Below are 11,925 nucleotides of genomic sequence, written 5' to 3' on the forward strand. Positions count from 1 at the left end.
TATCGGCCGACGATAGGTATCCTTTAAGATTAATTAAGGTTAGATGTGCTGGCGCTGTCACGGTCCGCGGGTGTCGGTGAGCCGGTCCCGAACTGCAGACTGGCCAAGTGACGATACAGCGTGTTGGTTTCCAGCAACTGCTGGTGTGGGCCGTCGCCAATCAGACGGCCGTGGTCGAAGACCAGTAGCCGGTCGGCAGAAACCACTGTCGAAAGCCGGTGGGCGACTACCAGGGTAGTGCGCCCTTCCATGAGACGGTTCAGAGCCTCTTGAACCAGTCGCTCGCTTTCCGCATCGAGCGCACTCGTCGCTTCGTCGAGCAACAGCACGCGCGGATTGCGCAGCAGAGCCCGGGCAATGGCGAGGCGCTGACGTTGGCCACCGGATAACTGGATGCCGCCGGGCCCCAGGTGGCTGTCAAAGCCATGAGGTAGCGCCTCGATGAAAGTCAGGGCATTGGCGTCTTGTGCCGCGGCGCGAACCTCGGCGTCGCTGGCTTCGGGGGCGCCGTAGCGAATGTTATCGGCAGCCGTGCCAGTAAACAGGACCGGCTCCTGAGCGACCATACCAATGACCGAGCGCAGTTGTGCCGGATCAAGGTCGCGCAGATCCACACCATCGAGGCATAGCCGACCGTTATCGGGATCGTAGAAGCGCAATAACAGCTGCAGCAGAGTGCTTTTGCCAGCACCCGATGGGCCGACCAGGGCGATTCGCTCGCCTGGGCGAATATGTATCGATACACCATCCAGCGCTGGTGTGTGGCGTCGGCTGGGGTAGGCGAAGGAAACGTGCTCGATATCGATGGCGCCTTGCAGTGGCGAAGGCAAGGGTATCGGCTGGTCAGGCGGACGGATACTGGCCCGGGCATCGAGCAGTTCCAGTAAACGCTCGGCCGCGCCAGCGGCACGCTGCACGTCGCCGGCCACCTCCGACAGAGCGGCTACCGCACCAGCGGCCAGCACGGCATAGAACACGAACGCGGAGAGTTCGCCGGCACTCATGTTTCCGGCCAGTACCGCGTGACCGCCTTGCCAAAGCATCAGGCCAACGGCAGCAAAGATAACCAACATGGCGATCCCGGTCAGCCAGGCCCGCTGGCGGGTACGGGCCACGGCCACCCCGAACGCTGCCTCGGCATGCCGGGCATAGTGACGGCGATCGGTGGCTTCGTGGCCGAAGGCCTGGACGGTGCGAATACCGGTCAAGGTTTCGCCGGCATACCGCCCCAGTTCGGCAACCTGATCCTGGCTGTGTCTGGATAGACGGCGTACGCGGCGACCGAACCAAAGAATTGGCAGCACGGTCGCGGGAATACCAATCAGCACCAAGGCGCTAAGCCACGGCTGCGTTACCAGCATCAGAATGGCAGCCCCGATGAGCATCAGCAGATTGCGAAGCGCCACTGACAGCGAGGAGCCGAACAGGCTCTGCAGCACGCTGGTATCCGCGGTCAGCCGCGACTGTATCTCGCCAGCACCCTGGTTGTGACTGCCGTTCTCGAAAAAGGCTGGGTCGAGAGTTAGCAGGTGGTCGAAGACGAGACGGCGCAGGTCGGCTGCCAGGCGCTCGCCGATCCAGGTCACCAAGTAATAACGCAACGCGGAGGCCCCAGCCAGAACGCCGACAACACACAACATGGCAAGCAGTGCCCGATTGAGATCGCTGGCGTCTCGGTCCATGAACCCCTGATCGATGGCCAGGCGAAGCCCTTGACCCAACAGCAACACGCTGCCAGAGGCAACCAGCAGCGATGCACCCGCAAACGCCAGGCGGATCCGATAAGGGCGCAACAGGCCGAGCAGGCGCAACAAAACGCGCGGGTGTGTTCCAGGTTGGCTCATTGCGGGCTCGTCGATAGTTGGTTTACTCCTATGTGGCATATTATCGGGGTGTGATTGGGTTGCAGTGTGTCACTCTAGTTGGTGGCCAGGTAAAGTATTGTAAAATCTCGCATTATTTGATCGCTCACTGCACTTGTAGAGGTGACGAGAGGCCAAGAATTGCTAGCCTGTTGAACGTAAGGAATGCAACTTCAATCCATGAGGAGGGAACCGATATGGTTAAGAAATTCGCACTCGTGTTCGGTATTGTCTACACGCTGGTCGGCATCATGGGGTTCATCCCCGGGCTGGTTACTGCGCCGGAAATGACAGGCGACCTTGCCGCCGACACAGGGCATGGCAGGCTATTGGGCATATTCCCCGTCAACCTTTGGCACAACCTGGTTCACTTGGCCATCGGTATATGGGGTATTGCGTCTTACAAACGCTTCAGTGCTGCTGTGCTCTATGCGCGGGCCAATACCGTTATCTTCGGTGCGCTGGTTATTCTAGGCTTGATACCGGCCACCGATACCCTTTTCGGGTTGGCACCGATCTATGGTAACGACATATGGCTGCATCTGCTGAATACAGTGGCTGCCGGCTATTTCGGCTTTGGGCCGCCTGCACGCCAGAATACAGAGACAATGAACCATCGTCCCCAGTGATCGGTTGGCTTGATCTTGTGCAGAGGCGCCAGCATATTCACGACAAACCCAAGGTTTGGAGTGACCGATGAGTGAGGCTTTATTGCTGGCGTGTCCGCACTGTCTTTCAATGAACCGCATCCAACGGGCGCGTCTTGATGACGCGCCCAGTTGCGGTAAATGCAAGCAGCCCTTGTTCACGAAGACGCCTGCCGACCTGACGGCGGCCAACTACGACGCCATCGTCAATCGCAGCGAGTTGCCGGTCGTGGTGGACTTTGGGGCGAGCTGGTGCGGTCCGTGCAAGATGATGGCACCAATCTTTGCGCAAGCCGCCAGTGAGCTGGAACCGCGCATGCGTTTCGCCAAGCTGGATACCGAGTCCGAACAGGCCTTGGCGGGTCGCTTTGGCATCCGCAGCATTCCAACATTGATAATCTTCAGGAATGGGCAAGAGGTGGCCCGGCAAGCGGGGGCAATGCAGGGCTCGCAACTCAAGAGCTGGCTGGCACCCCATTTACTTGTCACCTGAGAAATGTCACTCCCTTATTGTTACCTTGCCTGAGTATCGTCGCCGATTTTCAGGCAAAGGCTGGTTTGAGCTCACATTGACCCTGTACGGAAGCGTTAGCGCAGGACGTGTACACTCATAGAGACTATGGATTGCATATTGGGAGACGACGTTGACTGCGACTTACCGTACTCAGGGACCCATCATCAGTTCCTTGCTGGATACCGACTGGTACAAGCTGACCATGATGCAGGGAGTGCATCATAAGTACCCCAATGCCAGCGTGACGTGGGAATTTCGCAGCCGGAATGCCGAGGACCTGGAACCGTATATCGATGAGATTCGCGAGCAGATCGACCATCTGGCGATGTTGCGTCTGACATCTGCCGAGTCGGCGTATCTCAGCACGTTCCCCTACATGTCGCCTGACTTCATTCGCTTTCTCGAGCTGTTCCGATTTCGTCCGGAATATGTCGACGTATACATGGAAGGCAGCGAGCTATGCATCGTTATCGATGGTCCTTGGTCGCATAGCATACTGTTCGAGATCGTGATCCTGGCAATTGTCAGCGAGGTGCGCAATCGCGCCCTGTACCCTGATGTCACCATCGACCAGGCAGTCGGACAGTTGCGTCGCAAGCTCGATGGCTTGCGCAGTGAGTATACGCCTCAGCAATTGGCGGGATTCAATCTTGCGGATTTTGGTACGCGCCGGCGCCTTTCCCAGCCCGTTCAAGAAGCCATCGTCGAGGTACTGGCGGAGGAATTCCCGGGTAACTTCGTCGGCACCAGCAATGTGGACATTGCCCGTCGCCACGATATCTGCCCGATGGGCACCATGGCACATGAATGGGTCATGGCCCACCAGCAGTTGGGCAGTCGACTTATCGATAGCCAGCGAGCGGCGCTGGAAGCCTGGGTGCAGGAGTACCGCGGCCACCTTGGCATTGCCCTGACCGACACCATTACCCTGGATGCCTTCCTGCACGATTTTGATCTCTACTTTGCCAAGTTGTTCGATGGCTTGCGCCACGATAGTGGCGACCCGATGGTGTTTGCCGAAAAGTGCATCCGCCACTATCAGTCACTGGGTATCGATCCGATGACCAAGACATTGATCTTCAGCGACGCGCTGACCTTCGATAAATCCATGGGCATCAAACTGGCGTTGGACGGGCGCATCAAGAACAGCTTTGGAATCGGGACCAACCTGACGTGCGACGTTCCCGGTGTTCAACCGATGAACATTGTCATCAAGATGATGTCGTGCAACGGCCAGCCCGTCGCCAAGATTTCCGACGAACCAGGCAAAGCCTCTTCCAGGGACGAGAGTTACGTGAATTACCTCAAGAAGGTTTTTCAGGTCGAGCATTAGCGCAAGGTTGAATAGGTGAGTCAGGGATGACGAAACCAAAAGTGATTGAGCACGACAGCGTGGATAGTTTGCTCGGTGCGCTGATGGCAAGTACGACCGTGACCAAAGCATATCGTGGGCATGGGGATTGCCGATGGCGCCTGGAGCCTTATATCGTTCGTAACCAGCGCTACAAGTACAGGAAATGGCAGGCCGAGCAGGAAGGTAAGTACGATTCCGTGCCGTTGGAAAACCACTTTCTCCAATCGTTTGTCAGCGCCTGTGACAAGGCGGGGCTCAACGTTTCGGGGGATAGTGAAAAGCTGCGGAATTACCTCGACGACCCCACCATGGTAGTTGCGCATAGCGAGGGAGAATCCGGCAGTAACAGCCATTGGCCGGGAGACAGTAACGAGATGCTTTCGTTGATGTCCCAAGCCCAGCATCATGGCGTACCGACACGCCTGCTCGACTGGACGACGGCGCCGCTGGTTGCTGCCTATTTTGCCGGCTCGTCAGCACTCAAGGAATGGCTACGCAATCCGTACGACGACTTCGATGAAAGAAAGTTGTGCCTCTGGGAGCTCGATATCGATGCCTCCCAGTCTTACAAGCGCCGATTCGAGATCAAGCGCGCCCCTGGGAGTGTCAGTTCGAACCTTCCGGCGCAACGCGGCCTTTTTACGCTGCTGAAAGGCGACGCGATACCCAGTCTACGCCTGGAGGATCATCCAAACGCTGGCCAGTTCCTGACCAAGCATAACCTGCCAGTCCGGCATATTCCCGACCTCATGCGCGAGTGCGACAGGCACGGTCATTCAGCCGCCACGCTCTTCCCCGGCTATGAAGGGGCAGCCAAGCATGCCGAAGAGCTCTTTCTTATCGATGAGCTGAAGGAAGCCTGCCAGATCGGGGGAGTCGTCTCGCGTTAGTCTGGCCCTGACGAAGCGACACGCAGCCAGGCGGAAATTGGCGTAGCCTGACTCGAATGCAACAAAGAGGAGCCGGTCGATGCAACAAGTCATGATTGTCACTGGCGGCAGCCGGGGGATTGGAGCCGCCACGGCCAGATTGGGCGCCGCCGCTGGGTATCGTATTGGCTTGACCTACCGGGGCAATGATGCGGCGGCTCAGGCGGTCGTCGAGGAGATTGAGCGGGGCGGCGGCGTTGCCATCGCGGTGGCGGCCGATGTCGGCAACGAAGCCGATATTGTGCGTCTTTTCAATACGGTAGACGAACGCTTGGGTCCGGTTACGGCGCTGGTCAACAATGCGGGCATTCTCGAGCGCCAGATGCGTGTCGAAGGCATGGACGCCGAACGCCTGTCACGTATCCTCGCGGTGAACGTTACCGGCAGTATTCTCTGTGCACGTGAGGCCATTCGGCGCATGTCGACGGCTCACGGTGGTCAGGGCGGTGCCATTGTCAATCTATCTTCCGTCGCTGCACGCTTGGGCGCGCCGAATGAATATGTCGACTACGCAGCGACCAAGGGGGCCATCGATACCTTTACGGTGGGACTGGCCAAGGAGGTTGCCGCCGAGGGCATCCGCGTCAATGCCGTCAGGCCAGGCATCATTTATACCGATATCCACACCAGCGGCGGTGAGCCCGGCCGAGTAGACCGGCTCAAGGAAACAGTGCCAATGAAACGCGGAGGACAGCCCGAAGAAGTGGCCCAGGCAATTCTCTGGCTGCTTTCCGATACAGCGTCGTATACCACCGGTACAATCATCGACGTTACCGGTGGGCGCTGACCGGTCCGTCAGTAGGCTCCTCGGCCAATTTGGTAGAGCTTGCCGTTCATCGTCTCGACCTGGCCATCCCGGTCTTTCGCAAGAGCATCCTCAATCAATACGAATGGATGACACCATTCGCCGGGCTTCTCTGGCTGTCATGCCGAAGTGCGCTTTGTAGGCACGAGAAAAGTGGGCCTGATTCACGAAACCCCACGAGTAGGCGAGTTCGGCAATGCTCATGTGCCGATATTTTTCATCGCCTAGCATCTTACGCACCCTGTCGAGACGTTTCGCCATGATGAGCTTGGCAACGCTCTGATCCCGCCGGGCGAATAGTCGATTGAGGTGGCGCACCGAAATGCCGGCAGCAGCGGCTATGCGCATACCATCGAGTTCCGGGTCATGTAGGTGGTCCTCGATGTACTGCCCGGCGACAAGCAGATACGCCGTATCCAGTGGCCTCGCCGGGCGTCGCTCGTTCTGTAGCATCAGCTGCAGCAGTTCGCGTATGTCTCCTTGCAATGTATTGCCACTCTCTAGGTCAGGGTGAGCCAAGGATCTAAACAGGCGTTGCCGAAAGGTACGCAGCAAGAGCCGCTCGCTGCCTGAGACGGGAGCGATCTTGATAGGTGAGGCCAAGCCCGTCTTGCCTCGTAACTCTTGCAGGCAAGCTTTCGGAAGGTCGACGAGCAACTGGCGCATCGGGCGGGTGAAGCCATACAGATAGGGGACATCCGTATCGTAGACGATCAGCTCGCCGGGGCTGACATTGACACAACGGTGCCCCTGGTAAAAAAACGCCTCGCTATTCAGTAACAAGCAGGCAAAGATGGCGTCCTTTCCGCTTCTTTTTACCAGTTCCGGTGTGCGCTCGATGACATGCTCATTGCCTCGGATATCGCTTAGCCCCAGCCCCTCAGGTGTCTTCAGGTTGAGCTGCTCTGCATCCAGGCCTGCCTCGGCAAACGAGGAACAGCGCAGTCCGACGATGGTTTCGCACGCCGATGCTTCCCAATATGTCAGCCGCTGTTCCTGAGGAACATCGCGTGTCGATATACGGCGGAGTGATGGCAGAGACATATGTCTCTCCTTGATGAAGGCATGTCCTGCAGAATCAAATGTTCGGTCCGGCTGGGTCAATTCGGCCTTTGGTTGAGTTGTTAAGGTCTAGCTACGGCAGTAGCCGAATGACAACGACAACACTGAGGAGAGCACCCATGCCTAACCAGGCGACAACCGAATTCTGAAAGGATCTCCAGCCCATTGCCGACAGCTTCAAGCCGGATACCTTGCCTGAAGTGCACATTGCCAACGCGCCCACCGATGACGAGCGTTACTACGTGCCGTTCAGCGATACGGTATCTTCGCGCCCGTTATGGATCTCGCCATCACAGAACCGCTGGTGCGATGTATTGATGGCCAAGGGAGCGGGACTGGTAAATCGCCATTATCATCCCAACGAAGTCTTTGCCTACACGATTTCCGGCAAGTGGGGCTATCTGGAGCATGACTGGATCGCCACGGCGGGGGACTTCGTCTACGAGACACCCGGCGAAGGACATACCCTGGTCGCCTATGATCATCCGGACCCGATGCGAGTGTTCTTCATCGTTAAAGGGCCCTTGATCTGGCTGGATGAGAAGGGAGAGGCCGACGGTTATTTCGATGTGCACGATTATATTGCGCTATGTCGCGAGCATTACGAGAAGGTAGGTATCGGTGCGAGCCACGTCGACACACTGTTCCGCTAACGTGCCCAAATAACCAAAAAGCGCCTCATCCATTGCGGATGAGGCGCTTTTTTATCGGCAGTAGGGTTCAGGTGCCGGCTTTCATGCAGTTGTCGTAGAACGTCACGGTCGCCGGCCAGTCGGAGAACAGGCCTTTCACGCCGACATCCTGAGCCAGTACATCCAGCGTCAGCATCTTGTCGCCGTCGTTGTCGATCACGTCATCCGTCGAGCGGTGATACCACTGGCCATCCTCGGTCAGCGGACCTGAGCGCTCAAAGCTCCAGGCGATGATGTCGAGTCCTGCCTGCTTGGCATGCTCGGCGTAGACAGACGGCACGATGCGGCTATCGGATTCGCCAGCCTGAGGGTTGGAGGCCAACAACATCCACAGCGGTGGGGCGATGATATTTACGCCTTCGTCGGCCAGTGCCTGCATGTCGGGATCCCAGGTGTCGGGATTGGCGTGATCGAAGCCCTCCTCATCATAGCGGTCATCGAGATATACAGCCTGCTTGCCGAACTCAGGCGTATTCTCGATCCAGTAGCGCACATCCTCCAGCTCGAACGACTGCGGATAGACGTCACTCGGCGGGATGTTAGCCGCCTGGTATTCATCTATCAGTTTCTGCGCATAGTCGGCCTGCGACATGCCGTTGAAGGGCATGGACACGCTGGGCGCCTTGAGTTCCGGCGTCATCTTCACGCCTAACGCCTTGAACAGTTCGATGCTCTCGGCATGAGTCATCAACGTGCCGCGTTGGGCATACAGGTCGGTTCGCCAGGCAGGCGTGCCATCGAGATAGGCTTCGATGCTACGTGCCTCGGTGTTGGCGCCTTCCATCTTGCCCTCGAGCGTCTTGAACTCGGCCAACGTGACATCGCTGGCACAACACTGAACTTCCGAGGCGTTGGTTAGTTCACCGCTCTGCGGGTCGAACTTGGGCGGTACGCTGCATTTCTGCGCCAGGTCCGTTGCCAGGATATTCGTGGTGGAGTGCAGGTCGCACTGCGAGTGGCGGCAGACGAGTTCCTTGTCGGCGGTGAAGGTTACGTCGCATTCGAGAATCCCAGCGCCCATCTGCGCCCCGGCGATATACGCCTCCCGTGTATGCTCGGGAAACTGTAGCGGCGCCCCGCGATGAGCAATTGAGAAATCCGTGCGTTGCCACTTACTTTGCTGGGCGGCGCAATTGAGCAGCTTGGTCTTGAGTTCACGCGAGCGCTGGGTGTCCTCGTCCATGTCCTGAACCAGAAACAAGGGGCGAGGACCTAGAGTGACATTCTTGGCTGCGTCGATGGCTCCTTCTTCGTTACTTGCAGCCCAGGTGGGCGTTAAGGCAAGCATTGATAAGAGACACAGGGCAGGGGTAAGGGTCTTGTTATTTTGCATGGTATGACTCGCTGTCTTCTTCCTGAAAACGGGTGCAGAGCTGAGTATGGACCACGTTGTGTTACGGTGCGGCGACACTGTGGTGATAGCGGTGAGTCACCGTTTTATCAGGCCCAGCGTGGATCGGCGGTAAAAGCCACGGTGAACCAGCGATGCTGCGGCGGAATGCTCAGGTGAGCGGCTATCTCTGCACGAATCTCGTCGAGTTCGACCATGCCGCGCTGCGACGCAAAGTCTTCGTGGGTAATGATATGGATTTCGATGAAGTGGCCGCGCCCGGTCTTGGCCACGTGGCTGTGGTAGGCGAGAAGGCCATCGCGCTGCATGACCCGCTGCATGGCATCGTGAACCTCGCGATCGATATGGCTCGGCGCGATCAGGAAAACTTCCTTCATGGCACGACGTACGATGCCGAGAGGCACCGGCAGGAAGCAGACCGTCAGCACCGCCAGCAGCAGCGAATCCACATAGGGTGTCCAATGGTCGAGGGCAGTGCCTTCTAGCAACGACGCGATGACGAAGGCGGCCAATAGCGCGGAAGTGATCAAGGCTGCCATCAGCCAGCTTTGTGTATCGATACGCAGGAACTCGGAATCCGCCTCGCGATTGACGCCCTTCTCGAAGATATACATACCGAAGCAGACGCAGGTGACCACGACCGCATAGGCGGTGGCCACGCCGAAGGCGAGGTCGCGTCCGCCTTCCAATAATCCTTGGACGGCGTTCAGGAACGCGTAGAAACAAAGCAGCGTCAGCACGGCGCCGTTAAAGGCCGCTACCATCGGCTCGAAGTGCCAGTAGCCATGCTGAAATCGCTGGCTGGCCTCACGCACGGCCAGGCGCGACACCAGCAGCGCGAGTCCTGACATGGCCGCGTCGATGGTGGAGAACATCCCATCGAAGAGAATGGACTGCGAGCCGGCCAGCAGGCCCAGGGCGACACCCAAGCCGGCGACGACCAGCGTCATGGCGATGGAGATTTTCAGCGCGCGCTGTTCTAAGTGGGATTGCATAAGCGAGCCATCGCTTGATCAAAACCGCTAATAGTAAGGTCTCCCTGTCATGAGTTACCAGCAGCCTCTCGGCGTCGCAGTTGCTACGCTCAAGAACGAGACCAGCATTCTGCCGAGGAGGAGCAATGGACAAGGACCTGTTCGCACGGAGGGTCAGCGTGATCACTGGCGACATCACCCAACTCGAGGTGGACGTCATCGTTAACGCCGCCAACCACTCGCTGATGGGCGGTGGGGGTGTGGACGGGGCCATCCACCGCGCCGCCGGCCCCGAGCTCAAGCAGGCCTGCCAGCGCCTACGCGACACCGACTGGCCCGACGGCCTGCCGGACGGGAAGGTCGCGCTGACCGACGGCTTTAACTTGCCGGCGCGCTACGTGATTCACACCGTGGGCCCGGTCTACGCCAAGACCAAGGACAAGTCGCACCTGCTTGCCAACTGCTACCGCAATGCCCTGGCGCTGGCCGACGAGCGGGGCTGCCGCAGCATTGCCTTTCCGGCGATCTCCACCGGCATCTACGGTTACCCATTCGACGAAGCGGCGCGGGTGGTGCTCAACGTGCTGGACGAAGCGTTGCCGCGCCACGAACTGGACGTGACCCTGTGCTTCTTCAGCGACAAGGATGCCGAAGCCTTTGCAACGGTCATGCAAGAGGTTCTCTAAGGTCTGGTACGCGCCACGTGACATGGCCGTCTCCGCGCCTTGAGTATCGAAATTACGCTTCAGTTGCGAGGTGTAGAGCTGTCATTATCGACGTTCTGTATTGATCACCTAAGCCCTACACCTATAGATAATAGATGCCATGTCGACGATCGCCAGCACCCCTAAACCGCCACACTACGCCGTTATCTTCAGCAGCCATCGAACTGAAGGCGACCATGGCTATGCAGCCATGGCCGAACGCATGGTGGAACTAGCAGCGACGCAGCCGGGTTTTCTCGGTATTGAGTCTGCCCGGGAGGGCCTGGGTATCACCGTGTCGTATTGGGAAAACCTGGAAGCCATTCAGAACTGGAAGCGACACGCTGAGCATGTTGAAGCGCAACGGTTGGGACGCCGGCAGTTGTATAGCGAGTTTCGGGTTCGCATCGCCAAGGTAGAGCGCGAATACGGGATGTAGGGCAAGCCAGGCACCACGAGCTGGACGAGTTAACTCTGAATTCAGACGTAAAGGCCGGCAGCGATTCGTTGACAATCGGAGAACCGGAATCATGCAGATAGGGTATCTGGAAATTGTGACAGGAGACGTAGATGCAGTATGCACTGCGTACATTTCCGCGAGCGGCGTGCAATTTGGTGGGCCTATTCCTGAACTTGGCAATGCACGCACGGCCAAACTGGAAGGCGGCGGCTTGGTAGGGGTGCGCGCACCACTGCGTGAGAACGAAGCGCCGGTAGTGCGCCCCTATTGGCTGGTGCAAGACATCGAAGCCGCTCTTGCCGCTGCAGCCGAAGCAGGCGGCGAGGTCGCTCATCCACCCATGGAGATACCCGGACATGGCACATTTGCCATCTACCTCCAAGGCGGCAATGATCATGGGCTTTGGCAGCTGGACCATTAGCGCAGCGGTTTAGCAGTGATCGCTGCACGACGTCGGCATTCGGTGCGCCATACAGGATTTTCTATCCAGAGCCCAAGACGCCGAGCGGCAAAATCAGGATAATGGCCGGCCATATCTCCCGACTCTCCGAAAGTCACCAATCCGGCTCCC

The 11,925-nt window shown here is 58.2% G+C and carries 13 protein-coding genes; 9 read left to right on the forward strand and 4 right to left on the reverse strand.

Going from position 1 to position 11,925, the window contains the following annotated elements; all coding sequences use genetic code 11:
• Positions 1–29: 29 nt before the first annotated feature.
• Entirely contained in the window at positions 30–1,844 is a 1,815-nt protein-coding gene (locus F568_RS0110700) for an ABC transporter transmembrane domain-containing protein (RefSeq protein ID WP_019018720.1), read from the reverse strand.
• A gap of 215 nt (positions 1,845–2,059) precedes the next feature.
• On the opposite strand from F568_RS0110700, the gene F568_RS0110705 reads away from it, so the two are divergent.
• The 5 genes from F568_RS0110705 (at position 2,060) to F568_RS0110725 (ending at position 6,093) form a co-directional block, all read left to right on the forward strand.
• Positions 2,060–2,491 carry a DUF4383 domain-containing protein gene (locus F568_RS0110705; protein WP_019018721.1) on the forward strand — a complete coding sequence of 144 codons (432 nt, stop codon included), beginning with the start codon at positions 2,060–2,062 and terminating at the stop codon, positions 2,489–2,491.
• 67 nt (positions 2,492–2,558) lie between these two features.
• Positions 2,559–3,002, forward strand: a complete 444-nt coding sequence (gene trxC, locus F568_RS0110710; RefSeq protein WP_026300478.1) for a thioredoxin TrxC — start codon at positions 2,559–2,561, stop codon at positions 3,000–3,002.
• A 151-nt stretch (positions 3,003–3,153) separates the two neighbouring features.
• Entirely contained in the window at positions 3,154–4,356 is a 1,203-nt protein-coding gene (gene pncB / locus F568_RS0110715; protein ID WP_019018723.1) for a nicotinate phosphoribosyltransferase, read from the forward strand.
• A gap of 26 nt (positions 4,357–4,382) precedes the next feature.
• Positions 4,383–5,267 (forward strand): FRG domain-containing protein, encoded by an 885-nt coding sequence (locus F568_RS22700; RefSeq protein WP_019018724.1) that lies wholly within the window; start codon positions 4,383–4,385, stop codon positions 5,265–5,267.
• Between the two features lie 79 nt (positions 5,268–5,346).
• On the forward strand, positions 5,347–6,093 hold the full coding sequence (locus F568_RS0110725; protein ID WP_019018725.1) for an SDR family oxidoreductase: 747 nt from the start codon (positions 5,347–5,349) through the stop codon (positions 6,091–6,093).
• 90 nt (positions 6,094–6,183) lie between these two features.
• Here the strand turns inward: F568_RS0110725 and F568_RS0110730 are convergent, their stop codons facing one another.
• Positions 6,184–7,155: a helix-turn-helix domain-containing protein gene (locus F568_RS0110730; protein ID WP_019018726.1), complete on the reverse strand. Its 972-nt coding sequence runs from the start codon at positions 7,153–7,155 to the stop codon at positions 6,184–6,186.
• A 218-nt stretch (positions 7,156–7,373) separates the two neighbouring features.
• Here F568_RS0110730 and F568_RS22705 point away from each other — a divergent pair, with 218 nt between their 5' ends.
• Positions 7,374–7,826, forward strand: a complete 453-nt coding sequence (locus tag F568_RS22705) for a 2,4'-dihydroxyacetophenone dioxygenase family protein (protein ID WP_019018727.1) — start codon at positions 7,374–7,376, stop codon at positions 7,824–7,826.
• Positions 7,827–7,893: 67 nt separating this feature from the next.
• Here F568_RS22705 and F568_RS0110740 read toward each other — a convergent pair whose 3' ends face one another.
• Together F568_RS0110740 and F568_RS0110745 are read right to left on the reverse strand one after the other, a co-directional pair.
• Entirely contained in the window at positions 7,894–9,198 is a 1,305-nt protein-coding gene (locus tag F568_RS0110740) for a glycerophosphodiester phosphodiesterase family protein (RefSeq protein ID WP_019018728.1), read from the reverse strand.
• Positions 9,199–9,305: 107 nt separating this feature from the next.
• The gene (locus tag F568_RS0110745) at positions 9,306–10,211 is read right to left on the reverse strand and encodes a cation diffusion facilitator family transporter (RefSeq protein WP_019018729.1); all 906 of its coding nucleotides are present in this window, start codon (positions 10,209–10,211) and stop codon (positions 9,306–9,308) included.
• A 125-nt stretch (positions 10,212–10,336) separates the two neighbouring features.
• Here F568_RS0110745 and F568_RS0110750 point away from each other — a divergent pair, with 125 nt between their 5' ends.
• From F568_RS0110750 to F568_RS0110760, 3 genes are all read left to right on the forward strand, one after another.
• Positions 10,337–10,876 (forward strand): O-acetyl-ADP-ribose deacetylase, encoded by a 540-nt coding sequence (locus F568_RS0110750; protein WP_019018730.1) that lies wholly within the window; start codon positions 10,337–10,339, stop codon positions 10,874–10,876.
• Between the two features lie 139 nt (positions 10,877–11,015).
• Entirely contained in the window at positions 11,016–11,333 is a 318-nt protein-coding gene (locus F568_RS0110755; RefSeq protein WP_019018731.1) for an antibiotic biosynthesis monooxygenase family protein, read from the forward strand.
• Positions 11,334–11,424: 91 nt separating this feature from the next.
• Positions 11,425–11,775 (forward strand): VOC family protein, encoded by a 351-nt coding sequence (locus F568_RS0110760; protein WP_019018732.1) that lies wholly within the window; start codon positions 11,425–11,427, stop codon positions 11,773–11,775.
• The last annotated feature ends 150 nt before the right edge of the window (positions 11,776–11,925 follow it).

This window comes from Modicisalibacter luteus DSM 23508 (assembly GCF_000378505.1).
Taxonomy (GTDB): Bacteria; Pseudomonadota; Gammaproteobacteria; order Pseudomonadales; family Halomonadaceae; genus Modicisalibacter; species Modicisalibacter luteus.